The sequence below is a fragment of the Leptolyngbya sp. ST-U4 genome (genome assembly GCF_039962215.1).
Lineage (GTDB): Bacteria > Cyanobacteriota > Cyanobacteriia > Elainellales > Elainellaceae > Leptolyngbya_A.
The window spans coordinates 159,443-185,871 of the sequence record NZ_JAMPKZ010000003.1; the positions used below are offsets into that span (position 1 = coordinate 159,443).

Genomic DNA, 26,429 nt, shown 5'->3' on the forward strand with positions numbered 1-26,429 from the left:
TGCAATCTTCCATGTCTCAGGATACAGAGGAAGACGTTTCATTAGACTGGTTTACTTCATCAACGCTAAGCGATACAGATCCGGTTTCTTCCTCAGAAGCCAAACTGTTTGTCAATGACGTTTATCAAAAACTGGATGCCAATATTTTTGATCCGACCTTTAAAGAGAATCTTCGAGAACAAACCCTCAAGGAATTAATTGCTGAAGTTGATACGAAATCAAGCTGGTCAAGGGCAGAGTTAACACAACTCACCAACCAATATTTGGAGAAGCTTGCTATCTCTCATGCGAGAGTATTCGATCCGGTAGAGGGCGAACAACTGTTTCGTCTATTTACTGAGGAATCTCCATCAACACCTGAAACGGAGGTTGTTTCAGCACAGATAAGCAATCAAGTTGGAATTTTGCAGGTCAAAAGTTTTGTTACGCCTCAAATTACCAGACGTGCAGTTGAGCAAGCAAAAGCTGAACTTTCTCAAGCGAAAGCAATTCTCATCGATCTACGTGGAAATGGTGGCGGTGTTCAATCTGCCATTAGTTATTTGATTGAAGACATCATCGGTCCTGACAAAGTGTTTGCAGTAGAGAGAACGCGAGATGGAATTGGTATGCAGGAACCCTATATTTTTCGAGGATATTTTGATGACTCTGTGAAAAACATTGGTCTTGCTGAAATCAAGTTAACTCAGGAGAAGAACTTTATTGAATATCGAACGCGATTTGAAGCCAAACGTGATCCAAGACCTTACTTTGTACTGGTTGATCACCGATGCGGATCTGCCTGTGAAGTATTTGCGGCTGCCGCTCAAGATCATGGATCTGCTCAAATCTTAGGGGCTCGGACCAGTGGCTCAGTCTTAGGGGGAGGGGTTTTTAAGTTGAGATGGCAAGGATTTGTTATTCTTGCTCCGATCGCTTACACCGTCTCACCTGAGGGCAATGCGATCGAAGGCAAGGGGGTACAGCCCGATATTGAAATTATTGAATGTGAAAATAGTGGCGATCGCTGTTTTGAAGAAGCAGTGGAAATCGTTCGCAACCGTATGTAAGTTTACGGAATAAGCAGGATGCAATGGTTTGTTCTACTCTTTGGACTATTGATTGCAGCAATTGGATTTGGGGCTTATGCTACTCCGTCCCGTTTCAAAGCAGTAAAAGGTTGTGAATAGTCCTAGACATGGTTATTGATGAAGCAATTGCTCAAGCTGCTCTGACCCAATACGATTTGCCGAGTGTTCAACTGACATTTTTGGGACAAAGCCAAAACACAACATTTCGAGTTGAGACAGCAACAGAAGACAAGTTTTTGCTTCGCCTTCATGCTGGTATTGAGGCTGCTGGCGAGGGTTGGCAAGAGGTTTGGAGAGCACCATCCGCGATTCAGTCTGAATTGCTATGGTTGAATGCGATCGCTCAAGACACCGAGTTGACAGTGCCTCAACCCATGCAGAATCGTTTGGGTGAATGGGTAACGAGCATTGCTGGGGCAAAATTAGGGGCTTCAATATTCTGTTCATTATTGCAGTGGGTAGAAGGTGAACATCTCAATGGTGAACCGACAGCACAGCAAATCCGACAGTTGGGTGTACTAATGGCGCAATTGCACCAGCATTCAAGCAGTTGGTTGTTGCCAGTTGGCTTTTCTCGCCCCACCCATGATGTAGAGCAGCTAAAAGCCGCAACGTCTCAACTTGGCATGTTGGTGCAAAACGGCACAATTTCACTGGACGATTACCAAGTGTTCCGAAAGGCTGCTATGCAAGTTCAAGAGTTTATGCATAGTCTTCATCGAACGCGCGACACTTGGGGCGTAATTCACGCTGACTTGCACCAAGGCAATTACGTGTTTTGTGGTAAAGAAGTTCGCCCAATTGACTTTTCGCGCTGTGGCTTTGGTTTTTACCTTTACGATATTGGTCAATCGCTTGGAGATGTTGAGGCATCATTGCGTTGGCATTTCTTCGAGGGTTACTCCAGTGTTAGGACATTACCAGCAAATTATCAAAGCGCTGTTGAAGCATTTTTTGTCGGTTCAACAGTGGAAAACTTTGCTTTTCTCAGTGCCAACCCACAGGAACATGAATGGCTCTCTCGTGCTGTGCCTTATGTTGTCGAGAACCACTTGCACCCATATATGCAGGGTGAGACGTTTCTGCTCCTTAGGTAAACTAGACAATACTGGCATAACAATCCGGTCGGAGCGGACTGCCGAAAGTTCTTGGTTTGGATGCAAAAGCTACTAGCAGCCACTCAACCGGAACGCTAGCCTGCCTTCCAATCGATCGGGAAATTTTACTTTATGTTTGAGATTCAGCTCATTTTGTTCTCACTTTGGCTCCTGTGCTAGGGTTGAGCCATCAAGTTTGAGTGAGATGAGCGTAAAAATCAATGATTGAGCGTGTTGCTTTGCTTCACTGTAACGCCTGCTGCTGATAGTTCATTAACTCCTTAATTCCCTTCTCGGCAACATCCAGAATTTGATTGAGCTGGCTGCGGCTAAAGCTTCCTGCTTCTGCGGTTCCCTGAATCTCAATGAGGTTCATCTGATCATTCATCACCACATTACAGTCAATCTCTGCGGCGACATCTTCTTCGTAGTTCAAATCCAGATAAGGCTGACCTTCCAGCAAGCCAACCGACACCGCTGCGATTTGATGGCGAATGGGCGATCGTTCTAATTCTCCCGATTCGAGTAGAGAGCCGATCGCATCACAGAGAGCAACATAGCCGCCTGTAATTGCCGTTGTGCGGGTTCCGGCATCGGCTTGCAGCACGTCAGCATCTATGGTTAGCGTCCGTTCTCCCAGTGCCTGCATATCCAGGGCTGCCCGCAGGCTTCGCCCAATGAGTCGCTGAATCTCCTGGGTGCGTCCCGACAGCTTCATAAACTCTCTTGCCTGCCGCTGCTGGGTCGCGCTCGGCAGCATTCGGTATTCGGCGGTGAGCCAGCCCTGTCCGCTGCCCTCTAGAAAGCGAGGAACGCCTCGCTGGATGCTCACAGTACAAAGTACCTGGGTATGGCCGCAGTGTGCCAGCACAGAGCCAGCCGCATAGCGGGTAAAGCTGCGATCAAAACGAACGGGACGGAGCTGATCGGCTTGCCGACCATCGGGACGATGCAAAGTCATAGAGAAGTGCCTCACAATTCTTAATCAGGATACTCGTGATTGAGGGGGAAGGATAGGTGGGTCGGTAAGGGGGTGAGGGGATGGGGAGTAGTTTTGAGGGTGGTTTTGGGTTGGGAAAGTTGCCCGGCTAAGTTTTTATAAGCGTGATGAATGAATTATATGTAGCGTGGGTTGTTGGAATTCTAATTTGAGATACGCTATATTTGTTCCGCGATCGATTGTCTCTGGTCAATTTCATCGTTTTGTACTAAATTTGTACTAAGCTTGATGTGCTTTGAAATCAGGGTGAGAAGGATCGATCGTGCGTTAGCCCTTGCCGCATGACTGTTTAACGTTTATTCCAGAACGACTCATGGTTTCCCAACTCGAAGTCCCCGCCCGTGACAGTAATCATTGCCTGCCCCATACGGTTGAAGGATTGGTGCAGGTGTTTACCTCTCCGCACCGTAGCTTTTTTACGAGTGTTATGGCACAAGCCCTGCGAATTGCTGGACAGGGAACCTCGGTGCTGATTGTGCAATTTCTTAAAGGCGGGATTCGACAGGGCTATCAGCATCCGGTACAGCTTGGGCAGAATCTTGACTGGGTGCGGTGTAACTTGCCGCGCTGTATTGACACCCCTGACCTGGAAGAATCTGAAGTCGTTGCCCTGCGTGAGCTGTGGGAACATACGCGCTTGATCGTCGCTGAGGGCAAGTATTCGCTGGTGGTGCTGGATGAACTGAGCTTGGCAATCCACTTTGGTTTAATTTCTGAGGCAGAGGTCGTCGAGTTTCTAGAGAACCGTCCTACTCAGGTTGATGTGATTTTAACGGGTCCAGAGATGCCTGCTGCGCTACTCGATCGGGCAGATCAAATTACGGAGTTGCGGCGAACTCATCGTCCTTGAAGCGGTTTGAGCCGAATGATCTTCCCTACGTCGCCCCCTAAATTCCCCAATTCTGGGGGACTTTGAGATAAGAACTTGAAGTGCGATCGAAAGAGACCCTACCGATTCGATCGCGGGTCGATACTATCTCGTAGACCATCACCTAGCAGGTTAAACGCCAGCACAATCAGCGTGATCATCAGTCCTGGCAGAATGATAGTCCAGGGGGCAGAAAGGGCGTAGCCGTTAGTGAACGAGTCAGAGAGCAATGTGCCCAGCTCCGGTGTGGGAGGTTTTGCGCCCAGTCCCAAAAAGCCTAAACCTGCGGCTTCGAGAGTGGCAGTACCGATCGCCAAAGTTGCCTGAACGACCAGGGGAGCAAGACTGGAAGGCAAAATATGGTTAAAAATAATTCGTCCTGGCTTCGCGCCAAATGCCCGCACGGTTTGCACAAATCCCTGTTCGCGCAGAGACAGCACCATGCTGCGGGTCAGGCGAATGAAGATTGGAATCTGCACCACGCCCACCGCAATCATCACGCTCTGCAAACTGGGTCCGACGACGGTTGCCACCGCGATCGCCAGCAGAATCGAAGGAAACGCCAGCAGAATATCGCTCATCCAGCTAATTACCCGCTCCAGCCAGCCGCGAAAATAACCCCCAATTAGCCCCAGAAACGTGCCGATGATCAGTCCCAGCCCGACGGACACAATACTGATCAGCAGCGAAATTCGAATGCCATACCAGACTAGGCTCAGCATATCTCGCCCCAGCCCATCGGTGCCGAAGAGGTGAGTGCCGCTGGGTGGACTTAGCCGGGCCGCAAAATCCCTTGCCGTTGCCGGATCAAACGGACGCAGCACTGGAGCTAAAATTGCCAGCAGAACGATCGCCACCGTGAGAATTAAGCCAACCCGCGCCGAAATCGATCTGAAGAACCGCTTGCTGGCTTTTTGAAACGAAGATTGATGAACGATCGGACGAGCAGGCAGAGTTTCCATGAGAATAAACCTGTGAATCGACCGGAGATAATTTTGAGAAACTGTAGACTGTGTTAGGCAAAAGCTCTAACCTATTAATTTGAAACAGTGAAGCTAATTGAAACAATGAAGCTAATTAAAATAATGAAGCTAAGAAGTAATCAAATGAATTGATTAGATCAAATTAGATAAATCTTTTTGAACGATTCTGAATGTGAGACATTAAACTCTGAATGTGAAATATTGAACCTTGAAACTGATGCGTTACGCTGTACTGCCACATTCTAGGATGAATAATTTAAGAATCATCAATTATTTATACTGAATGCGCGGATCGAGAAAAGCGTAGGAGATATCAACTAAAAGATTAATGAGTACAAAGACGATCGCCACAAACACAACGCCTCCCTGAACAACCGGATAATCACGGGTGAGAATGCCGTTATAAATCCAGGAACCTAAACCGGGCCATGAAAAGATCGTTTCGGTGAGAATTGCGCCGCTGAGCAAAGTGCCAAACTGTAAGCCGACGATCGTGACCACAGGTAGCAGGGCATTTTTTAGCGCGTGTTTATTGATCACCCAGCGTTCCATGAGTCCTTTTGCTCTGGCAGTGCGAATGTAGTCCTGCGACAGCACTTCCAGCATGGCACTGCGGGTAATCCGGGCAATAATCGCTAAGGGGATTGTGCCTAGCGTGATTGCAGGCAGAATTAAATGCGCGACGACATCGCTAAAGGCACGAAAGTTGAGCCGCAGCAGCGAGTCAATTAAATAAAATCCGGTAATTGGCTGAAGATCGACGGCAACGCCCAAACGACCGCTTGGCGGCAAAAGCTGCAAATTTACCGCAAACAGATACACCAGCAGCAGCCCCAGCCAGTACACAGGCATCGACACGCCCAACAGCGATGTACTCATGGCGATGTTATCGATCCAGCCATTTTTCCGCACGGCTGCAATAATTCCCGCCGGAACGCCGAGGACGATCGCCACAATCATCGCCGCGAGCGACAGCTCAAACGTCGCCGGAAAGCGGGTAGCAATTTCCTGAGTAATCGGAATGCCGCTAATAATGCTTCTGCCCAGGTCAAACCGAATCAGGCGACCCAGAAAGGCAAGATACTGCACCGGCAAAGGCTGATTCAGTCCTAGCCGCTCCCGCAGTGCCTCAATCTGATCCGGCGATGCCCGTTGACCCAGAAGAACGATCGCCGGATCGCCAGGAATGAGCTGAAGGAAGAGGAAGACGAGGAGCGTGATGCCCAAAAGAACAGGAAACAGATCGAGGAGGCGTTTGGCAATGTAGCGGAGCATTTGGGGGAGCAGGGTGGAGGGGTCGGGAGGTTAGGTGAGTGGAGGGGTCGGGGAGTGGGTGGCTGGATGGAGTGTTAGATGCGATCGCAGGTTGGGGTAGAGGTTAAGTGGGGCTGAGTTGCTTTTTGTTCTGTCCAATATTGCCAGGAATACGGGCGGCACAACTCCCTGATGTCTCACTCCCTCACCTCCCATCTACTCATTCACCCATCCACCCATTCACCTCTTTAGCTCTTCTCTACAGTTTCAAACGACTCTGAACCCAGTGGACTCGGTGACCAACCGTTGACATTCGCTCGCTGAGCGTTCAAAGGTTCTGAGTGAACGATCGGGACGCGGACGGCTTCGTCGGCAATGAGTTTTTCCGCTTCGCCGTAGAGTTTAGCCCGCTGTGTCTGGTCTGCGGTTTGGCGTGCCTGATCGAGGAGTCGGAAGACCTGGGGGTTTTGCCAGTTGCCGATGTCCTTGGTGCCGCCTTTGCCGAAGTGGTAGTAGAGGAAGTTATCGGGATCGCCGTAGTCACCCGTCCAGCCCAGCATATAGGCTTGATAGCCCGGTGGCTTGAGGCGATCGTCTAGATAAGCCGCCCAGTCTTTTGTATTCAGCTTGACCCGGATGCCCAGCGTACTCAGATCAGACGCGATTGCTTCGGCGATCGGTTTCGGCGTGGGGAAATAAGGGCGAGACACAGGCATATACCACAGTTCCAGATCAAAGCCGTTCGGATAGCCTGCGGCGGCGAGCATTTGCTTAGCTTTATCAGGGTTGTACTCAAAGTCCTTGAGGCTGACATCCTGGAAGTTCTTCAGCGACGGGGGTGTGAAATGTGCGTCGGTGGTTGCCAGTCCCGACCAGAAAGCATCGACGATCGGCTGTTTACTGATTGCCATCGCGATCGCCTGCCGCACTTCTTTTTTCGCCAACGGCTCATAGCTGGGGTTGAGTGCCAGATAGCCGACGTTGAACGGCGGACGACGAACTTCGGTCAGGTTGGTGTCAGATTTTAGTTCGTTGAGCTGATCCGGCGCGATATCCACAGTGAAGTCAATGTTGCCTGCGCGCAGTTCGGCTAAACGTGCCGAAGGCTCTTTGATAAAGCGAAAGACAAGGGTATCTTCTTTCGGGAAGCCAGACTTCCAGTAGTTGGGATTTCGGGTCAACAGAATGCGATCGCCCGTGCGCCATTCTTTGAACACATACGGACCCGTGCCGACTGCTTGGGCGCCTGCAATGCCGTAGTCTGCGCCTGCTTTCTTGATCGCATCCGGGCTGGCAATGCCAAAGTAGCCAGAGGCGATCGCTGCCGGAAAGGCGGCAAATGGCTGATTGAGAACAAACTGGATTGTAGAATCATTTACAACCTTGATGTCTCTTAGAATCGAGGCATCGCTGCCTTTGTAGCCGCCAAATAGCCCTTCCCACACTGCATAGGTTTTGCCTGCGTTGCGGAAGCCCTGGGGATCTTGAGGATCCCACCAGCGATTGAAGTTAAAGCGAACGGCTTCAGCATTCAACGGAGTGCCGTCGTGGAAAGTCACGCCCTCGCGCAGCTTAAACGTCCAGGTTTTGCCGTTGTCGGGCGAAGCGTATTCGGTTGCCAGGGCAGGTTCCAGCTCGGTGGTTCCGGGTTTGTAGTCGAGCAGGCGATCGTAGATCTGGTGCTGCACATAGATCGAGTTGCCGTCCTCAATGTTGCCCGGTTCCAGATTTGCCGGATCGCCGCCTGAGCCAAAGACCAGCGTGCTGGCCTCTGACGTTTGGGCTGCCGGGCTGCCTGCGCCAGAAGTTGCAGTGGGCTGCTGAGTCGCGCAGTTCGAGAGGGTAACGGTCAGGGCAGCCGTGAGGACAATCAATGCTGCCTGCCATCGTTTAAATCGTTGGATCATGCGTTTGTCCTTATCAAGTAAAAAATCAGGTGAAATTTACTGCTTGGTAATTGCCGCCCAGGATTCTGAGCCAAACGGGCTTGGTGTCCAGCCAACCAGGTTCGATCGCTGTGCTAGCAGCGGTTCGGAGTGGACGATCGGCAGCCGCACCGCTTCCTCAAACAAAATGCGATCGACTTCGGCGTACAGCTTTACCCGATCTGCAGTGTTGGCGGTTGTCCGTGCCTGGCTCAGCAGGCTGAAGACGCGATCGTTTTTCCAGTTGCCGATGTCGGTTGTGGAGCCTTTGCCAAAGTGGGGGTAAAGGAAGTTATCCGGATCGCCGTAGTCACCCGTCCAGCCCAGCAGGAATGCCTGGTATCCGGGGGATTTAAGACGATCAGCAAGGTAGCCTGCCCAGTCTTTGGTGTTGAGCTGAACGCGGATGCCGATCGAACTCAGTTCTGCTGCCATTGCTTCGGCAGTCGGTTTTGGGTTGGGAAAGGATGCGCCGTTAATCGCGGGATACCACAGTTCCAGGTCAAAGCCGTTGGCATAGCCAGCATCTGCCAGCATCTTTTTCGCTTTGTCCGGGTTGTACTCGTAGTCGCCCAGGCTAGCATCCTGGAATTCCCGCATTGAGGGGGGCGTAAAGTGTGCGTCCGTGGTTGCCAGACCCGACCAGAACGCCTCCACCAACTGCTTGCGATCGATCGCCATCGCGATTGCCTGCCGCACTTCTTTTTTTGCCAACGGCTCATAGCTGGGGTTGAGTGCCAGATAGCCCGTGTTAAACGAAGGACGACGCAATTCCTTTAGATTGGGATCGCTCTGAATTTCCTGCCGCTGCTGGGGCGAGAGGTTTTCGGAAAAGTCGATCGTGCCTGCTCGGAGTTCTGCCAGTCGCGAAGAGGCTTCTTTGATGGTGCGAAACACAACCTGATTTGCTTTCGGTAAGCCTGCCTGCCAGTAATTGGGATTTTTTTCCAGAACCACCCGATCGCCTGTGCGCCATTCTTTTAGCTGAAAGGGACCTGTTCCCACTGCCGGAGATCCTGCAATGCCATAGTCTGCGCCTGCTGCTTTGATCGCGTTCGGGCTGGCAATGCCGAAATAGCCAGAGGCGATCGCTGCGGGAAATGCTGCAAACGGCTCTTTCAAGACAAACTGAAGCGTTGTGTCATCTACCACTTTCAGGTCTTGCAGCAGTGAATCAGGCGATCCTTTGAATCCGCCAAACAGGCTGACCCAGGTTTCAAAGGTTTTGCCTGCATCGCGGAATCCGAGCAGGTCTTGCTCGTCCCACCAGCGATTGACATTGGCGCGGACGGCTTCAGCATTAAAGGGAGTGCCATCGTGGAAAGTCACGCCTTCGCGCAGCTTAAACGTCCAGGTGCGTCCGTCTGGAGAAGCGGAGTATTCGGTTGCCAGTGCCGGAGCCAGCTCGGTTGTCCTCGGTTGGGCATCTAACAGGCGATCATAGATCTGCTGCTGCACAACGATCGAATAACCATCGGTAACGTTGCCCGATTCCAGCGTCACGGGATCGCCGACCGAGCCAAACACAAGCGTACTGGCATCGGCGGCAGGACTGCCCCCCGGATTTGCAGCCGGATTTGCAGCAGTTTGAGGGGGAGCCGTCCCGCAGTTAGAAAGCGTTACGGTCACGGTAGCGGCTAAAGCAAAAAGGACAAGCCACCCTCGTTTAAGTCGCCCAATCATAGAAAGTAAAATCCTGCCGAAAGGCGTTGTATTATCTCAAGCGTTCTCAAAACACAAAGCCGAAACACAAAGCCGAACCTAAGCAACCTCTAAGCAAATTTGATATACCTAAAGTTTGATACACCTGAAAACAGTAGCGACTGCGATTCACGTCAGTCTAAATTGCAGATATTTTTTTAAGGTCCTGCCCCAATAAACTGACAATCTGTTACAAAAGCATCAGTTTATCGGAATGATTGAGGGACGATCGCAACACCCCACCCAATCTACTTTCAATTTACTTTTAATCTGCTTTTACCAGTATGCCGTAAGCTCAAACCCAGCTTAATTCTTAGCAATAATTAAACAAAAACTGGTGCGTTAGGCTTGCGTTAGGCTATTACTGTAAGCGAATTTCCTGGTAAGGCAGGTCGGTTAAGGAATTCAGGCTTGTCGATAGAATCTCACATTCACCAGGGGGAAATATCTCTTTCAAAAGATAGATTTCTAACAGTATTGTGTCTGCTTGCAGATTAGAATTCCTGTCGAAATCGCTCTTTTGCTAATGTTAAGAGAGTATTAAATCTTGTGATTTCCTGACAGGTCTAACCGTTTATTTTGTCTTTTACTCTAAATTTTTTACTCTAAATTTCTATGTCCACCCCGATTCTTGATATTCGCAATTTGTCTGTTGATTTTCGGCAGGAAAAAGATTTGATTCCTGCTGTTCAAGATGTCTCTTTTCAACTAATGCCGGGAGAGACCGTTTGCGTGGTTGGCGAGTCAGGGTCGGGGAAATCGGTCACGTCGCTGGCAATTATGGGGCTACTGGTTCCCACTGCTCAGTTGCGCGGCGAAATCTGGTTTCAAAATCCGAATCGAAATGCGGCTCCCGTGAATCTGTTGGGCTTGCCACCGGACGATCGCCGGGCTTACCGGGGCGGACAAATAGCCATGATTTTTCAGGAGCCAATGACTTCGCTCAACCCGGTTTATACCTGCGGCTCTCAGGTGGTGGAAGCGATTCGGCTACACAGTCCTGTTTCCGAGGAGGAAGCCCATCGGCAGGCGATCGATCTGTTCCGCGAAGTGAAGCTGCCGGAACCCGAAGCGATGATGGAACGCTATCCGCACCAGCTTTCGGGCGGACAAATTCAGCGCGTCATGATCGCAATGGCACTCAGCGGCAACCCGGCGCTGCTGATCGCAGACGAACCCACAACCGCACTGGATGTCACCATTCAAGCAACAATTCTGGAGCTACTGCGCGAAGTTCGCTCTCGCCGTCAGATGTCGGTGCTGTTTGTGACCCATGATATGGGCGTGGTGTCTGAAGTTGCCGATCGCGTCGTTGTGATGTATCGCAGCAAGGTGGTGGAAGTTGCTAACGCCTACGATTTGTTTGCCCAGCCCCAGCACCCGTACACCAAAGGCTTGCTCAACTGTCGCCCCACGCCCGAACGTCGCTTGCATCGGCTGCCCACGGTTTCTGATTTTATGCAGGTAAAAGCGACTCCAGAGGGCACAGTTCAAATTGAACCCCAGCCGCGCAGCGTCATCGATAATAATCCGCGCTTTACGCCTGTCTCTGCTGCCGAGCAAGCCGATCGCTATCAGCAATTAATTCAGCGATTGCCCCTGCTGTCTGTCCACCATTTAAGCAAAAGTTATCCGGTGCGATCAGGCTTGTTTGGTCGCAAGACTTTCTTTAATGCAGTCGATGATGTCAGCTTTGATGTATATCCGGGGGAAACGCTCGGTTTAGTCGGCGAGTCGGGCTGCGGTAAATCGACGCTGAGCCGTGTTCTTTTGCGCTTAGTAGAACCGACCGCAGGCGAAGTAATGTTTGACGGCAAATCGGTGTTTCAGCTCAACGAGTCCGAGCTGCGAAAACTGCGCCAGGAAATGCAAATTGTTTTCCAGAACCCCTACGGCTCAATGGACCCGCGCCAGAGTATTGGCTCTGCCCTGATCGAACCGATGATGATTCACCATATCGGTCATAGCCATCAGGAACGTTACCAAAAAGCGGTAGCTCTCCTGGAACGAGTCGGCTTAGACGAAAGCGCAATGAGCCGAATGCCCCACGAGTTTTCCGGCGGACAGCAGCAGCGGATCTGCATTGCCCGGACGCTCACCTGCAATCCACGCTTTATTATCTGCGACGAGTCGGTTTCTGCGCTGGATGTCTCGGTGCAGGCACAGGTGCTTAACCTGCTCAAAGACCTTCAGCAAGATTTTGGATTGACCTACATTTTTATTTCGCACGATCTGAGCGTGGTCAAGTTCGTGAGCGATCGCATTATGGTGATGAACCAGGGCAAGATCGAAGAAATTGGCACGGCTGACCAAATCTATACTAGCCCGACCCGCGACTACACCCGCCAGCTCATTCGCGCCATTCCCAGCGCAACGCTTGATGAAATTCAGGAGCGATCACGGTTGATCAACGCTTAAGTCTGCAATCAGGGTACAAATTGCCCATTAAATTCAATCAGGATTAAAGTTAATGAGCATTAGAGTTAACGAGCATTAAAGTGCAGTTCCCTAAAACACGAAATTCCGCCGCTCGATATCATCAAACTCCACGTTCTCCAGCGTTACCAGCGTTTTGAAGGGTGCGTCGCTGCCATTGCCGTCTGCGTCCACCCGGATGATTGTGACATCCTCATCCTCGAGCACGACAATTACATAGTCCTCAAATTTATCAGAGCTGGTGAAATCGTCGCCCTGGAACAGACGGCTCAGATCCAGCACATCGCGACGGCGATCGAAATCCACGATCGTATCGCCCCGATCCTCGAATGAATTGTAAGCAAAGCGATTGCTTCCACCGCCGCCACTCATGCGATCGCGTTCCAGTCCGCCCACGATCAGGTCATCACCGCGTCCGCCCAGCAGCACATCTCTCGCGCCCTGCCCAAACAGTCGATCGCTGCCCCTCCCTCCAGATAGGGTATCGGGACTCGTTCCGCCTTGCAGCAAATCATTGCCCGCATTGCCGCGCAGATCATCTGCATCGCTGCCGCCCAGGAGCTGATCGTCTCCCTGATTGCCCACCAGCCGATCGCGTCCAGCTTCGCCAGAGAGGCGATCGTCCCGCCGTCCACCAAAAATGCGATCGTTGTCAGTGCCTCCGAGCAGCTCATCATCCGAGCCTTCACCGAAGAGGCGATCGTCGCCTGCCCGTCCTTCAATGCGATCGGCGTTGTCACTACCGCGCAGTACATCGTCACGTTGGGTTCCAATCAGAGTAATACCGGGAGGGCTGGGAGGTTTCGTTGCCAGGGGTTGGGCGACAAGCAGATCGCGCTCCTCATCGCTCAGCAGATCCTCTGCGGCGGGCAGTCTAGCAAGCGTCTCCGCATCGGCATCTTGGATCAGGGGGGCACGATTGGAAGAAAAGCGAGATACAGGCATCTTTCTGGGAATCAATGAGTGGGGTGAACGATCGGACTGCGTCACTTCCGCCGACCGGAAAGATGCAGACCCGAAACACAGAGATAAACAGGGATAAAACGCTGGGGCTTAATATCAGCCTTCAGACTTTAAGACTCGCAAAGTTTACCACGTCGAGCTGTCTTGGTTGCGGCTTATCCTGGAATCTGACGCGGAGCAGCACCCAGAAGTTTCTTTTGCTATGATGAGATGCCTCGATACGGATTTCTCTGTTCTGTTATCGACTGATCACGCCTGGTAAATGGCTACTCTCGGTTAAGGGGTGAGTCCTCGGTCATGCAGCTCCCGATCTCGGCTGGAACTGTTTTACAAAATCGCTATCGCGTCCTCAGCATTTTGGGACAGGGCGGCTTTGGACGTACCTATCTAGCAGAAGATCAGGGACGATTTAACGAACGCTGTGCCCTGAAAGAATTTATTGCACCCCACGGCAGCGACTACGCCCTCAGTAAGTCAAAGGAGCTGTTTCAGCGCGAGGCGGCGATTCTCTATCAAATCAGCCATCCTCAGATTCCGCAGTTTCGCGCCACCTTTGAGGAAAATGCGCGGCTGTTTCTCGTGCAAGACTATGTGGATGGCAAGACTTATCGCACCCTGCTCAGCGATCGCCGCGCTCAGGGTAGAGCTTTTTCAGAAGCAGAAGTGCTTCAGCTCATTTTGAATCTGCTGCCCGTGCTGGCTCATATTCACAGCAAAGGCATTATTCATCGGGACATTGCGCCCGATAATATTATTCTGCGTCAGACGGATGGGCTGCCCGTGCTGATCGATTTTGGCGTGGTGAAAGAAATCGTCACCCGCGTTCAGGCACTAGAGCAAGCCGCCGAAACCGTTTCGCCGACGACGGTGGGCAAACTGGGCTATGCACCGATCGAGCAAATGCAGACCGGACGCGCCTATCCCAGCAGCGATCTCTATGCGCTGGCAGTCACCTCTGTCGTGCTGCTGACCGGACGCGAACCGCAGGATTTGTTTGACGATCGCACCCTTGCCTGGAACTGGCAACCCTGGGCAAAAGTGAGTCCCGGCTTAGTGCAGATCATTAACCGGATGCTGAGCTATCGACCGGGCGATCGCTACCAGTCTGCCGCCGAAGTCGCCCAGGCACTCCAGACGTTCGCCAACCCCGCAACCGTAATTCAACCCTCGACCCTCTCGACTCCCCCTCCACAAAGCAGCCCTCCCTCACCCCCCTCTGTCCCAACTCCCCCTACCTATCGCCCCACCCAGCCTGCCACCCCAACCCCGCCCCCCGCTCCAAACGTTTCTCAGGTTCGCACGATCGCCGTTGGTCGCCCCCTGGAACCCACCACCAACTATCAAACCTCCAATTATCAAACTGCTGCACCGCAGCCAAACCGGGGTGGACGAGCGATTCCGCAGCCTGTCGGGTCTTCTGCCTGGGAAAATCCCCTCGCGCTGATTGGCATGGGGCTAGCGCTGGCAACCGTGACCGGAATTGCTGCCTGGGCGATCGTCAGTGCGGTTCTCAACAGCTCTCAGCCGCCACAGCCATCGCCGACCATTGCCCCTACGGCGACCGCCTCACCCACTGCTACTCCCACGCCCAGCCCGACTCCGGTGGAATATAGCCAGCGCATTGAGCTACCGGCTACAGGCGAAACCCGTGTGCTAGAGGGCAACCTGAAGGCAAACGATGTCGCGACCTATCTGTTTCCGGCAGAGCAGGGGCAAGCTCTCACGGCGGCTCTGGAAGGCGAGGGAATGCTGCTCAGTGTCCTGGCTCCCGATCGCCAACCCGCAGACGATCGCGCTGATCGTGTGTTGTCCTGGCAGGGCAGCCTTCCGGTGAGCGGGGAATATGCGGTGCAGCTCAGTCCGGTGCAGGGTGTAGCTCAAAGTAACTTCAAGCTCAATCTCAGCCTTCAGCCCGTTCCCGCTCCCGAACCTTCGCCCAGTCCCTCGCCCAGTCCTTCTCCGGTTGAGCCAACGATCGAAACGATTCCGGTGAATCCGACGGTAGGCACTCCGCTGACTCTAAGCGATCGGGCGAGTGAAGCGGTGATTAAACGCTATGTTGTGGAAGTACAGCCCGGACAGGTGCTAAGTGCGGCGGTCGTAGACGGGATCGCTGTCACACTAAATATTCGTTATCCAAATGGTCAACCCATCCCCGATGCGGAACGAATTGTGAATTGGCAGGGACGAATCACTGAAGCAGGGGCTTATCAAGTCGATGTCCTGTCTCCCACTGCAACTAGCTTTACGGTCAGTATTACAATTTCTGATCCCGATCTGCCGCCCGACGGTTCTCAACCCCCATCTCCTTAAATTTTTAAGCCATGATTCCTTCTCCTTTTCGCCCCGGACGCGCAAGTGATTGGGCGATCGATCAGCTTCCCGGACTCAGCGCCGAAAATTGCTCGCACCTGCAAGCGCAAGGCATTGAAACCACGCGCCAGCTTTTTCAGCAGACCCGCACCCCCAGACAACGACAGGAGCTTGCCACGCGCCTGCAAATTCATCTTCAGCACGTCAATAAATGGGCAGCCCTGGCAGATTTGTCGAGAATTCCGGCGATCGGCTGTCAGTTTTGCGGCTTGCTGCTTCATGCAGGCATTAGCTCGGTCGATCAGCTTGCCGAAATGCCCCTTCCCCGATTGCAGCGGCTAATTATGCGGCTCCAGGTCGCAAATCTGCGGCGACAGGATCTTTGTCCCTCTTTGGGACAGCTTTCGACCTGGATCGAGCAAGCAAAGCAGTTCGCGAAGCCCAATCGCGCTTAGTCCGCGCCTAGTCGGGATACCAGAACATCCCCTTGATGCCTTCCGGGTCAGACATAAAGCCCAAACCCCGGTAGAACTCAACCACATGGGGGTCGGCAAACAGGGTAATGTTGCTGATGTCTTCGCTCCGCAGTTTTTTGATCATCTGGCGCATCAGTGCCTTGCCCAGCCCCTTGCCCTGAAAGTCAGGGTGGACGACCACATCCCAGATTGTGGCGTTGAAGGCGTGGTCTGAAGTTGCCCGTGCAAATCCGACTAACCGTTTTTGTGCGCCGCGCTGCTCCCACATGGAAACCACAAGGAAGCTGTGCTGAATTGCTTTTTTGACTTTACGAAGGGGACGGCGAGACCAGCCCACCGCATCACAAAGTTCTTCGAGTTCGTACAGGTCGATTTCTCGATCGGTGCTAAAAAAAACGCGGGAATTGCCAATCATGACACCGGGCGTTCCCTGTCCTTCTATTTCAGTGGGTTGTGATGAGGCAGCGTCAGAAGTGCTAAACAGGCTTTTCCAGAAACCCATGTAAGCGCGGTGAAAGTAGTACAGGTTTGATCGCAGTAATAGTTAGTATAGTGCGTATCTTTAGATTCCATTCGTGTCTGGGCGATCGGTCTGAATAAATCTTCAGGAATCCGGGAACGCTGGGATCAGAAGATAAAGCTGGGGCAATTCGTGCGTCTATCCATACCGCGATTGCTGTTTTTTGTGATTCACTACTCTCAACCAAACGGTATGGCTCCGGGTTTAAAGTCGTCCACCCTAGAACTCTTAAAGCGATTTAATCGATCGTTTCCTCAGTTTTATGAGCAGTTTGTCAGCAGTGAGATCCAGCTTCAAAATTTGCGGCTTGCCTACCAGTTGTTTAAAACTCGGCAGGCAGTGATCGAGCTCAGCCCAGAAGGAAGTAAAAGCGCGCTGCATTTTGCCTACCGCAATCAATCCTTTTTGCTGAGCGATATTTTTGGTGTCCTGGCGGCGTATGGGCTGACAATTCATAGCCTTAGTCTCTATGGGCAGGTTGATCCGCCCATGCTGGTTTTTATCAAGCTGGTGATTTCGCGAGGCGGCAAAGCCCTCACCGACAAAACCGCAGAAAACGTCAGTCGGGCAATCCGCGAAACGCTGGCAGGGCGGTTTGAAGTTGAAGAAATGCTGGCGGTTGAGTTCAACCTGGATGCAGGCTTGGAGCAGGTCGAAACCGAGTTTTATGTCGATCCGGTGTTCCACCTGCCTGCCTTGCTGATCGAGGCAGACAACCAGCCCGGGCTTTTTTATAAGGTGATGTACGCCATCTGGCAGGAAGATCTGCTGGTGGTAAATGCAAATTTATTGGTCTGGCGGGGGCGGACTCGCCTGATTCTCTACCTTTTGGGTCCGAACGAGAATTTGATTCCTGAGTATTTGGGGCAGAAGATTGCAGATGGGGTGAAGCAGCGGTTGTTGGGGCGGAGGTTTTAGAGAGTAGGTAGGTAGGTGAGGGGTTGGGGGGAGTGCAGGTCGATCGCTTCGCTGTTTCCCAAAGCGGTAATCGTTGAGCAGAATAGAGAGTTCTTGTGTTTCAATGGTTCGGTTAGCTCTCTCGATAGAACTGTGACCGATCGATCGCCCCTCCTAAAACAATTTGCTCCGATTGCTGCTGTTGCCACCACCCCGCAGGCGGTTCAGAGACTCAAGCCGCTATGGGAAACGGGGGAAGTGACGCTTTACGTTACTCCGGGGTTGGCGAGTGAGACAAATTCGCCGTTTGTGAAATCCTATGGAGAGTCGCTGCGGGAAATGCTGCCGCTGCTGTGGCAAACGCATGGAGCGCTGGTATTTTATCTGGCGATCGGGGCAGTAGTGCGCTTGATTGCGCCGTTGGTGCAGGACAAAACCCGTGACCCGGCAGTGGTGGTGGTTGATGGGGCAGGCCATGTCATTAGCCTCAGCGGGGGGCATCAGGGCGGAGCCGATCGCCTGACGCGGACGATCGCGCCTTTGCTTCAGGCAGCGCCGATTCTGACCGGGGGCGCAACCGATCTTAATCTGCCGGGGGTGGATGTGCTGGGTTTGCCCTTTGGCTGGCAGAAAGGCAGCGGTGACTGGACGGGTATCAGTGCGGCAGTCGCGCGTCAGGGACGGGTGCAGGTGATCCAGGAGGCAGGCTCAACGCTATGGCAGCAGCTTCCAGAGGGACATCCGTTTGTGTTTGAAGCCAGCGATCGGGCAGGAGAACGCCCAGACGGGCGCATCTGGATCAGTCCGATTCAGCGACGCTTTGCCCCAGAGTCAGATTTTCCCAAGGTGCAGTGGCATCCGCGTGTGCTGTGGGTGGGCGTGGGCTGTGAGCGGGGGACTTCTCGATCGCTGATTGAGTTTGCGATTCAGGAAGCTTGTCGTGCAGCGCATCTGGCAGAAGGCTCGATCGCCGGAATTGCCACAATCGATCTCAAATCCGACGAAGCAGGCATTCTGGAACTGTGCTGCGATCGCCAGTGGGCACTGCGCTGTTTTTCTGCCGAAGCCCTGCGATCGATCGAGGTTCCAACGCCTTCTGCGATCGTGGATGCCGAAGTGGGAACGCCCAGCGTGTCTGAAGCAGCGGCAATTCTCGCCAGTGAAGGTCTTTCGGATTCTGCTCAACCTGTCGAGCGGCTGCGCGTCACCAAAAAGGTTGTGCGTCAGGAAGGACAGCCTGGAGCAGTCACTGTTGCGATCGCCCAGGCAGAACGAGAATATGTCGGGCGTACCGGACAACTCTGGCTCGTAGGCATCGGTCCTGGTGAGCTCAATCAAATCACTCCGGCAGCACAGGCGGCAATTACCCAGGCAGATGCCGTCATTGGCTATGGTCTTTATGTGGATCTCGTGCGATCGCTTTTGCGTCCGGGGCAAATTGTGGAAACACTGCCCATTACTCAGGAACGCCAGCGCGCCGAACGGGCGATCGACCTGGCACAATGGGGTCTAACGGTTGCCGTAATTTCTTCAGGTGACTGCGGCATCTACGGCATGGCAGGTCTGGTGCTAGAGCAGCTCAGGGCAGGCGGCTGGGATGGCAAAACACCGAACGTGCAGGTTTTCCCCGGCATTACCGCCCTTCAGTCCGTTGCTTCTAGAGTCGGCGCGCCCCTGATGCACGATTTTTGCGCTATTAGCCTCAGCGATCTGCTCACCCCCTGGGCTGTGATCGAGCAACGGTTGACTGCTGCTGCCCAAGCCGATTTCGTCACTGCCCTCTACAATCCCCGATCGCAAAGCCGCACTCAGCAAATGACGATCGCCCAGCAAATCTTTTTGCAACACCGTCCCCCCGAAACCCCGGTTGCGATTGTGCGATCGGTTTATCGCCCCGAAGAACAGATTACGCTGACGACTTTAAGTGAACTGAAGCCTGAAGCGATCGATATGCTCACCACCGTTCTGATCGGTAACCGCAGCACCTGCCTTCACGAGAACTGGATGATTACTCCACGTGGTTATCTTGGTTTTGGGGATGAGGGCATGGGGAGATAAGGGATATAGGGATAAGGCGATGAGGGGAAAACACAGCTCTCGAGCAAATGCTTCGTCTTCCTTTACTGTCTTGACAGAGGTTTATTCTGTTTCCCCTTCCCTTATTTCTGATTTATTCTTTGCCTCTCTACTCCACTTCTTATCTCCCTACTTAGCCCCACTCTAAATTAATTTTTGTATCGGTCTCACTCAATTTCTGCGAGTTTCCTGTCACTTCTAGTAAAACTTCTTCAGACAAGCTTGCTACAATCCACCCACAGTCTTTCCCTGACGTAACAGTTTGCGACGCTGGGGGAACCCTGACGCTAGGATTGAAGCAACAAAAATCCCGTTCCTCAATGACTGCTACTTGACAGGAAGTGAACCCGTGACTGCTCAGAAAGCGCAAATTGAATCGCTGATCCAGGAAATTGATGAGGTGCTTAGCAAAACGGCTCCCCGGTTGCCCTGGATAATGTCCGCCGATGCAGTGCAGCAGCGTCAGGTGTTGGAGCAAACGCGCCGATATCTTTTGTCGCTTCAGGAGGGAGGGGCGCAGTCGATCGCTTCGCAGCCCCCGGCAGGAGGAATCGAGGCTCCGGTGGGCGAAAACGGTTTTGATTTCAGCCGGGCTGATTCAAGTAAAAGCGTCAGCGAAACCGGGATAGAGACCCGTGAAGCCGCTCCGGCGATCGATTTTCCCCCCGTGAAAGCAGCGTCGCAGCAATTTGTGCCGCCAGCTCCACCCCAACCCGCTCCAGCCTCTGCCCAGACCGAAGCGGTGGAGTCGGCTCAGCAGGCATTGCAGGCGGTGGTGCAGGAAATGAACTATCTGCGATCGAACTTGTTGCAGCCAATGCGATCGGATTTGGATGGGTTGCGGCAGCAGCGAGAAATGCTTTTGCAGGAAATCCGGCAGCTTGAGGCACAGCGACAGCCGTATGCTCTGCCCCAGCAAAATCAGCTTTTGATGGAGTTTTTGCAGGCGGCATTTCGCCAAATGCAGGAAAACCTGTCGTCGCAGGTCACGCAGATGATTTCGACCCTGCCCCAGAGTTCAGGTGCAGCCCTGCCAGAAGGTTCATCGGGCTTATCCAGCAGCGATCTGATGGCACTGAGTCCGGCGCAGCGACTTGAGCAAATTCAGCGCGTGCAGACCCAGTCTGATCAGCTTTTGCTAAAGCTGGATTCCTCGCTGCAAATTATTTTCAACTCCCTTCAGCAAAACGTCCAGACTTATCAGGACTCGCTAGAGCAAGGTTTGAGCCGGATGCACAACCTGGGGCAGCAGGGAGAAGCGATGTTTTCTGCTCTGGTAACGCGACTGGCAGAACAGCTTGGACGAGAAGCCTCTACCTTTTTGCAGACCTCGATCGAGCCGGGAAACTGGGAGCCTGCTTTGCCCCCGGAAGGATTATCTGCGGCAGAACCGTTCCCCCAAGCTGCCCCGTCATCTCGTCCGGCAGAACCGGAGCAAACCGAGGGAGACATTACCCGCCTATTGGATGAACTCAACGAGCTAGATGCTGCCCAGCCCGCTCAAGTTAATCACCCCTTTGTGCGCGATACATCATCGAGTGATACATCACCACTGAATGCCGATGACCTGGACTCGCTGGATCTGCTTGACCTGGAGCTAAAGCAGCTTGACCTCGATAGCCTTTCCCCAGAACCGTTTGCGATCGTCGATGAGGACTTAACGCTGTTTCAGGATGAGCCGCTCAGCTCCTTTTTGTCTACAGATCTAACGGTGCTGCAAGATGACTCAGAACCCGAAATTCTCCAGTCGCTGGCTTCTACTTCCGTCGAAGAAAACGCCTTCACAGAAGTTGATGATGATCCTTCCGAAGTGCTGGATCTGCTGAATCAGCTTGACGTTGAAATGCAGGGCACCGAAGCAACCGAGCTGCAATCAAACTTGGCGATGCCCTCTTCTGAGACATTGCAGCCCATTTCAGAAGCTGCCTCAACCGCGGAACTGCCCCTGGTTGCCTCCCCAGATAACCTGTACGAGGATGAGTTTTACCAGAGCTTGTTTGGCGAGGCCAATTCCCAGTCTGTTGTTTCGCAGTTTCCTGAAGGAGGAATCGCCACCGAAGATTTGTTTGCGGATGTGGAGCTTTTCGAACCAGGAGAAGCGGCTGCAACCGTTGACCCCGCCGATACGCCCGCCCCGGATCCGGCAGAAATGCTGCCCAATCCTTCGATCGAGGAAGATTGGTTTGGCGGTTTCCCGGAGGCAGTATCCTACTCTGGAACTGTGGCAGAGAGTGAGGACTTGACGATCGTTGAAGCTCCAGAACTGCCGCAAACGGCTGAGAATGTTTTGCTACCGACTGCAAACCTTCAGCCGCCAATCCCTCAGTCGCCCCCCCAGCCGCCGATATCGATCGAGCTCGACCCGCCTAGTTCGACTCCTGCTGAGGTTCCTGCTGAAGCGGTCACGATTGCTCCCCCTGCTGAGGAGGAATCTGCTCAACCAGCTGACGATGCGATCGAAACTATTAGTTCGCTGCTCGATCTGGTTCCCTTTGAGCTGTCATCCGATGTTTCTACTGATGTTTCTGTTGAGGACTTAGCCAAACGAGAAGCAGGACCAGAAGAGCAAGCCTTTGAGCTGGCACAGCCCGAAGAGGATCTCCTGGCAGATGAACCCTCGCACCCGGACGCACTGCTGAATCTCAAGCTACCCGTCGATACCCTGGAGCAACTCGCACAGGATCTATCGAGCCTGGAAGGAGGTGACGCAAACTTTACGCTGGAAGACGCGGCGGATTGGATGCTACCGGATGTTGCGCCCGTGCCGTTCATAGATTTCTTGGAAGAGCCAGTCATTTCCATCGAATCGCCTGAACGATTGGCTGAGCAGCCAACTGAGCAACCGACTGAGCAATCAACTCAGCAACTGTCCGAGCGATCGTCTGAGGAAGTCTCTGCGGAATTTGTAGACCCGGCAGCAGCAGACCCGGCAAGAACGATCGCTCAATGGTTTGACCCGAATCCGCCAGAAGCATTGCAGCCCACCTTTCCCGATCCGATCGCCGCTGAGGAAACTGCTTCCGATGAGCCGTATGCTTCGCAGTTCTCCGAAGAAGGAATCGCTTCACCCGTGATTGGGCAGAGCGAAGAACCGATCGAGGATTTGTTTTCAAATTATTCTGCGCCGCTTGAGTTGGCTGCGGACTTATCTGGTTCGGCTGAGGATTGGTTTTCTGATGATTCTGATTCATCTGCTTTGCCTTCTGATTTGTCTGCTTTGCCTCCTGTGGATGAGTCTACCGAGCGGCATCTATTTGATGACGCTTCCGATCAGCCTGCTTTTGCGGAAACGGCTGCGGCAGATCAGCCTACGAGCCGCGATGCGCTAGAAACGAACCCCTCCAACAGCAATTCCTTCACCCTAGAAGGACTGGAAGGACTGTTTGAAAACTTGCCTTCGATCGGCTCAGCGCGCCCAGTTGAGCCAACGCAGCCAATCCCAGATGCCTTCGAGGAGTTAGAAGTGGCATTATCGCTGCAAAGCAGTTCTGCCGATCAAGTCGCGCCTCAGGAGGATAGCGAAAAAAAAAAGTCTTAACTGACTCTGCATCGCCAGACAGTTCACTCCCCCTGGAACTTGATGCAGAGTTAGATTTACTAGAATCCGAGCCTCAGCTAGAACCTGAAGACGCATTGCTGGAAGGAACGCTCTTTGACGGCACATTAGGAGATCTCGTTGCTGATTTGCTTCAATCTCCGCCGCTGACTGAGCAACCCGCTGAAGCGTCTGCGCGTGAATGGTATCTGGGACTCGACATTGGTACGACCGGAATTTCTGCTGTTCTGCTGAATCGATCGATCCAACAGCTTTATCCAATCTACTGGCAAGCCCCTTCCTCTGCAATCGAACCAGAGACCGCTCAGGCATCTGCTCAAAACCGGACGAATCAATCGAGCGAAAAACAGTTTCGCCTTCCCCTGGCAGTTTCTCTAATGTCTGGTCAGTCGGATGAGGCACAGGACGCCCTGATTCGCGACTTTAAACCCTACCTGAATCTGACACTGCCTTATGATGCGCCCCGCTTCTGGGATGCTTTGCTGGGCAGTCAACCCGTGTTGTCCTGGTCAGATGCGCTGCCAATTCCGCTCATGACGCTGAGGCAGTCACTTCAGGCGTTAATGGCTTCGCTGGCAGTGAGTTTTCCGGAGGCTTTTCTGCCCTGTGGTGCAGTCGATCTGGAAGCGGCAGATCTGGCGATCGCGCTTCAGCAGCTTGTTGGCGTGATTGTTAGCTTCCCTACTGGATGGTCGGAGGCGTATCAGTTTAACGTGCGCGAAGCCCTGCTGTCTGCCAAACTGGTTGGCCGCCCAGAGCAGATTTTGTTTTTGGAAGAGCCGATCGCCGCGATGCTTGCCGCCTTTGCCGGAAGTTCCCAGTCTTCTCTGAAAATGCCGCAGGGGCAGACTTCCCAGGATATCGACTGGCAGGGGAACACGCTGATTCTAAGTGCGGGGGCAACCCAGACAGAACTGGCTTTGGTTCAGCTTGCCAACTGTGATTCTGAAGCGCAGCCTTCCGAAACCAATCCACCTGCGATTACCCACGCTGACTTTCATATCCGCACGCTTGCCTATGCGGGAACGGCGATCGACCAAGACATCATCACTCAATTGCTCTATCCGCTGTTGCCTGCAACGGACCCAGTTCGGAATGATCTGGAGCAAACTGCATTTCCAGCGGTGGGTGAACCAGACGGGCAAAAGCGCGAGGTTCTTCAGCAACGGCTGCGGCGTACCAAAGCAGGACGATCGCTGATTGAAACTGCCCGTGCCCTGAAGCTGAATCTTCAGCAGCAAAATCGCTTTGTGATTCAAATTGCCCAGCAGCAAACAACGTTGCTCCGACAAGACTTGACCACCAAAGTGCTGTTGCCCTACGTCCAGCGGCTCAACCGAGAACTTAATGCGCTGCTCAACCAGACCCAGGTTCCTGCCCTGAATGTGCGGCAGGTCGTCTGCACAGGCGGAACAGCCTCGCTAGGGGCGATCACGCGCTGGCTTCAGCAAAAGCTGCCTAATGCCCTGATTCTGCAAGATGCCTATCCGTGGGTTCGGTCGCTGGACTACATTCCGACCTGTAGCCGCATTGCCTATGGTCTTGCTGCGCTGCCGCTTTATCCATTTGCTTTAGACCAGGCAAAACACCAGTACAGCGATTTCTTCCTGCTGCTGGAACTGATGCGCGGTTTTCCCGACCAAGCGATGACCCTGGACGAAGTGCTGGAAATGCTTCAGCAAAGAGGCATCGATGCAGTATCTTGCCGATCGCGAATTCTCGCCATTTTGGAAGGACAGCTTCCCCCCGGTCTGATTCCTGCCGAGGCGGAAAGGAATTTACTCACGCCCCAATCGCAGCAAAACCCTGAGTATCAGGCGATCGATCACGCCCCGTTTCATCAGGAAACTTACCCGGACGGTAAAGCGTACCGGATCGATCGCAATCAGCTTGCCGAGCTACACCGCTATTGGGAACTGCTGCGTTCAAACACCTACCAGCAATTGACTCAGCCTTACTCGATCGTGCTCACTGCACATTACTCCGCCTGATTTCGGTCAGCCAGGATCGCTAAAGGTTCTACGGCAGCTTCGGCTTCCTGCCACGCTTCTTCTTTCCTAAAGAGGGACAAGAGCTGGTCGCGCTGATTAATTAAATAAATACTAACCAGCGTTAAACCAACGCCAACCCACTGCAGCGGATTGAGCACCTCGCCCAAAAACAGATTGCCAAACAGCAGCGCAAAAACAGGGGTGAGAAAGGTGAGCGAACTCAGGCTCGTCAGGCTGCCGCTTGAAGCGAAGTAAAAGAATAGCCCGTAGGCGATCGCGCTGCCAAACACCGTAGAGTAGGAGAGCGAGAGCCAGTCAGAGAACTGCAACTGCGACCACTGCCCGACTTCCAGCCAGCCTGAGCCGAAGAACAAAGGCAAGCCGCCCAGCACCATGTGCCACCCCGTCGCGCTTACCGGATCAGCATAGCGACAAACATATCGCACCATCACCGTTCCGACTGCCATCGACAGAGCTGCCAGCAGCATCAGCCATTGCCCATTTTGCAGAAGCTGCTCGATAACCCCAAAGAGGGAACCGCTTTGCATCGCGTCCGCTGCCGAACTAACGGAACCCCCTTGTTGAAACAGGCTGAGCAACCATTCCTGGGGTAATCCCAACAGGCTAATGCCCAGCACACCAAACCCTAACCCGATCCAGCCCCACAGCCCTACCTGCTCCCCAAAGAGCCAGCGTGCCATGAGTGCAACGGCAAGCGGCTGAGAGTCGATCATCACGGAACCTAATCCGGCTCCGGTGCGTGTCAGCCCTTCTGCCAGAAAGCCTTGAAACAGTGTGCCATCTACCAGTCCAAACAGCGCGATCCAGAGCCAGGCTAGCCAGCCTTTGGGTTGGGGTCGTCCCATCACGATCGCTGCCAGCAAGATCATTCCCCCGGCTGGAGCAAGCCGCACACCTGCCATAAAGAGTGGTGTCGTATGGGGAATCGTTCCCTTCATTGCCACCATTGCCGTGCCCCACAGGAAAAAGGGCGCAATCAGCAACATCGAAGCGAAGGGAAGACGAGACTCGGTGAGCTTGATTTGCATGAGCAAGTAGGCAGAACGATAGAGTTTCAATTATTCTAATCAATTATTGAGTTCTGTTAAGAAATCGGCTTGACCGTCTAATCACATTTTGCATCTGATCCCATTTCGCAGCAGATAAAAAAATGCCCTACTCGAACGCGATCGCTGTAGGGATAGGTCGTAAACTTGCTTGTCGGGGATGTTTGAGCAGTATTTGCTCTCCTACATTGCCCCCAATCCCCCAATCTTTGAGGGACTTTGAGCCGCTAAGGATT

18 protein-coding genes are annotated in these 26,429 nt (G+C 53.0%); 10 read left to right on the top strand and 8 right to left on the bottom strand.

The genetic code is table 11. The features are described from left to right. The first annotated feature begins 11 nt into the window (after positions 1-11). Both NDA02_RS08120 and NDA02_RS08125 read left to right on the top strand, forming a co-directional pair. Positions 12-1,049, top strand: a complete 1,038-nt coding sequence (locus NDA02_RS08120; RefSeq protein ID WP_190793017.1) for a S41 family peptidase — start codon at positions 12-14, stop codon at positions 1,047-1,049. Between the two features lie 128 nt (positions 1,050-1,177). Beyond that, positions 1,178-2,167 carry a phosphotransferase gene (locus tag NDA02_RS08125; RefSeq protein WP_190793018.1) on the top strand — a complete coding sequence of 330 codons (990 nt, stop codon included), beginning with the start codon at positions 1,178-1,180 and terminating at the stop codon, positions 2,165-2,167. Positions 2,168-2,411: 244 nt separating this feature from the next. Here NDA02_RS08125 and rph read toward each other — a convergent pair whose 3' ends face one another. Further along, positions 2,412-3,128 (bottom strand): ribonuclease PH, encoded by a 717-nt coding sequence (gene rph / locus NDA02_RS08130; protein WP_190793019.1) that lies wholly within the window; start codon positions 3,126-3,128, stop codon positions 2,412-2,414. A 352-nt stretch (positions 3,129-3,480) separates the two neighbouring features. Here rph and NDA02_RS08135 point away from each other — a divergent pair, with 352 nt between their 5' ends. Beyond that, complete coding sequence (locus NDA02_RS08135) at positions 3,481-4,017, top strand: P-loop NTPase family protein (protein WP_190793020.1); 537 nt, start codon at positions 3,481-3,483, stop codon at positions 4,015-4,017. Between the two features lie 98 nt (positions 4,018-4,115). Here NDA02_RS08135 and NDA02_RS08140 read toward each other — a convergent pair whose 3' ends face one another. The 4 genes from NDA02_RS08140 to NDA02_RS08155 form a co-directional block, all read right to left on the bottom strand. Continuing rightward, on the bottom strand, positions 4,116-4,997 hold the full coding sequence (locus NDA02_RS08140) for an ABC transporter permease (RefSeq protein ID WP_190793021.1): 882 nt from the start codon (positions 4,995-4,997) through the stop codon (positions 4,116-4,118). A gap of 291 nt (positions 4,998-5,288) precedes the next feature. Then, positions 5,289-6,293 carry an ABC transporter permease gene (locus NDA02_RS08145; protein WP_348247434.1) on the bottom strand — a complete coding sequence of 335 codons (1,005 nt, stop codon included), beginning with the start codon at positions 6,291-6,293 and terminating at the stop codon, positions 5,289-5,291. A gap of 227 nt (positions 6,294-6,520) precedes the next feature. Continuing rightward, positions 6,521-8,179 carry an ABC transporter substrate-binding protein gene (locus NDA02_RS08150; protein WP_348254759.1) on the bottom strand — a complete coding sequence of 553 codons (1,659 nt, stop codon included), beginning with the start codon at positions 8,177-8,179 and terminating at the stop codon, positions 6,521-6,523. Between the two features lie 36 nt (positions 8,180-8,215). Then, positions 8,216-9,826 (bottom strand): ABC transporter substrate-binding protein, encoded by a 1,611-nt coding sequence (locus tag NDA02_RS08155; protein ID WP_348254761.1) that lies wholly within the window; start codon positions 9,824-9,826, stop codon positions 8,216-8,218. Between the two features lie 687 nt (positions 9,827-10,513). On the opposite strand from NDA02_RS08155, the gene NDA02_RS08160 reads away from it, so the two are divergent. Beyond that, positions 10,514-12,316, top strand: coding sequence for an ABC transporter ATP-binding protein (locus NDA02_RS08160; RefSeq protein ID WP_348254763.1), 1,803 nt, complete (start codon positions 10,514-10,516; stop codon positions 12,314-12,316). A gap of 90 nt (positions 12,317-12,406) precedes the next feature. Here the strand turns inward: NDA02_RS08160 and NDA02_RS08165 are convergent, their stop codons facing one another. Continuing rightward, positions 12,407-13,279, bottom strand: a complete 873-nt coding sequence (locus tag NDA02_RS08165) for a type I secretion C-terminal target domain-containing protein (RefSeq protein WP_190790999.1) — start codon at positions 13,277-13,279, stop codon at positions 12,407-12,409. A 315-nt stretch (positions 13,280-13,594) separates the two neighbouring features. Here NDA02_RS08165 and NDA02_RS08170 point away from each other — a divergent pair, with 315 nt between their 5' ends. Next, positions 13,595-15,610 carry a serine/threonine-protein kinase gene (locus NDA02_RS08170; RefSeq protein WP_190791000.1) on the top strand — a complete coding sequence of 672 codons (2,016 nt, stop codon included), beginning with the start codon at positions 13,595-13,597 and terminating at the stop codon, positions 15,608-15,610. Positions 15,611-15,621: 11 nt separating this feature from the next. Beyond that, a complete protein-coding gene (locus NDA02_RS08175) occupies positions 15,622-16,065 on the top strand; it encodes a DUF4332 domain-containing protein (RefSeq protein ID WP_190791001.1) in 444 nt (147 codons plus the stop codon). A gap of 7 nt (positions 16,066-16,072) precedes the next feature. Here the strand turns inward: NDA02_RS08175 and NDA02_RS08180 are convergent, their stop codons facing one another. Beyond that, positions 16,073-16,588, bottom strand: a complete 516-nt coding sequence (locus NDA02_RS08180) for a GNAT family N-acetyltransferase (protein WP_190791002.1) — start codon at positions 16,586-16,588, stop codon at positions 16,073-16,075. Between the two features lie 210 nt (positions 16,589-16,798). On the opposite strand from NDA02_RS08180, the gene NDA02_RS08185 reads away from it, so the two are divergent. From NDA02_RS08185 to NDA02_RS08200, 4 genes are all read left to right on the top strand, one after another. After that, on the top strand, positions 16,799-17,524 hold the full coding sequence (locus tag NDA02_RS08185; RefSeq protein ID WP_190791004.1) for a hypothetical protein: 726 nt from the start codon (positions 16,799-16,801) through the stop codon (positions 17,522-17,524). Between the two features lie 132 nt (positions 17,525-17,656). Further along, complete coding sequence (gene cobJ, locus NDA02_RS08190; RefSeq protein WP_190791003.1) at positions 17,657-19,561, top strand: precorrin-3B C(17)-methyltransferase; 1,905 nt, start codon at positions 17,657-17,659, stop codon at positions 19,559-19,561. A gap of 367 nt (positions 19,562-19,928) precedes the next feature. Then, positions 19,929-23,117: a hypothetical protein gene (locus NDA02_RS08195; RefSeq protein WP_348254765.1), complete on the top strand. Its 3,189-nt coding sequence runs from the start codon at positions 19,929-19,931 to the stop codon at positions 23,115-23,117. Positions 23,118-23,212: 95 nt separating this feature from the next. After that, complete coding sequence (locus NDA02_RS08200) at positions 23,213-25,126, top strand: hypothetical protein (protein WP_348254766.1); 1,914 nt, start codon at positions 23,213-23,215, stop codon at positions 25,124-25,126. Here NDA02_RS08200 and NDA02_RS08205 read toward each other — a convergent pair. Beyond that, positions 25,114-26,175 (bottom strand): EamA family transporter, encoded by a 1,062-nt coding sequence (locus tag NDA02_RS08205; protein ID WP_348254767.1) that lies wholly within the window; start codon positions 26,173-26,175, stop codon positions 25,114-25,116. The two genes, NDA02_RS08200 and NDA02_RS08205, sit on opposite strands and share 13 nt — an antisense overlap. Between the last annotated feature and the right edge of the window lie 254 nt (positions 26,176-26,429).

Excerpts from the sequence above, each read along its gene's own strand:
- NDA02_RS08150 (WP_348254759.1), bottom strand. The coding sequence starts at position 8,179 with ATGATCCAACGATTTAAACGATGGCAGGCAGCATTGATTGTCCTCACG.
- NDA02_RS08205 (WP_348254767.1), bottom strand. The coding sequence starts at position 26,175 with ATGCAAATCAAGCTCACCGAGTCTCGTCTTCCCTTCGCTTCGATGTTG.
- NDA02_RS08140 (WP_190793021.1), bottom strand. The coding sequence starts at position 4,997 with ATGGAAACTCTGCCTGCTCGTCCGATCGTTCATCAATCTTCGTTTCAA.
- rph (WP_190793019.1), bottom strand. The coding sequence starts at position 3,128 with ATGACTTTGCATCGTCCCGATGGTCGGCAAGCCGATCAGCTCCGTCCC.
- NDA02_RS08185 (WP_190791004.1), top strand. The coding sequence starts at position 16,799 with ATGGCTCCGGGTTTAAAGTCGTCCACCCTAGAACTCTTAAAGCGATTT.
- NDA02_RS08145 (WP_348247434.1), bottom strand. The coding sequence starts at position 6,293 with ATGCTCCGCTACATTGCCAAACGCCTCCTCGATCTGTTTCCTGTTCTT.
- NDA02_RS08125 (WP_190793018.1), top strand. The coding sequence starts at position 1,178 with ATGGTTATTGATGAAGCAATTGCTCAAGCTGCTCTGACCCAATACGAT.
- NDA02_RS08120 (WP_190793017.1), top strand. The coding sequence starts at position 12 with ATGTCTCAGGATACAGAGGAAGACGTTTCATTAGACTGGTTTACTTCA.
- NDA02_RS08180 (WP_190791002.1), bottom strand. The coding sequence starts at position 16,588 with ATGGGTTTCTGGAAAAGCCTGTTTAGCACTTCTGACGCTGCCTCATCA.
- NDA02_RS08160 (WP_348254763.1), top strand. The coding sequence starts at position 10,514 with ATGTCCACCCCGATTCTTGATATTCGCAATTTGTCTGTTGATTTTCGG.
- NDA02_RS08170 (WP_190791000.1), top strand. The coding sequence starts at position 13,595 with ATGCAGCTCCCGATCTCGGCTGGAACTGTTTTACAAAATCGCTATCGC.
- NDA02_RS08165 (WP_190790999.1), bottom strand. The coding sequence starts at position 13,279 with ATGCCTGTATCTCGCTTTTCTTCCAATCGTGCCCCCCTGATCCAAGAT.
- NDA02_RS08135 (WP_190793020.1), top strand. The coding sequence starts at position 3,481 with ATGGTTTCCCAACTCGAAGTCCCCGCCCGTGACAGTAATCATTGCCTG.
- NDA02_RS08175 (WP_190791001.1), top strand. The coding sequence starts at position 15,622 with ATGATTCCTTCTCCTTTTCGCCCCGGACGCGCAAGTGATTGGGCGATC.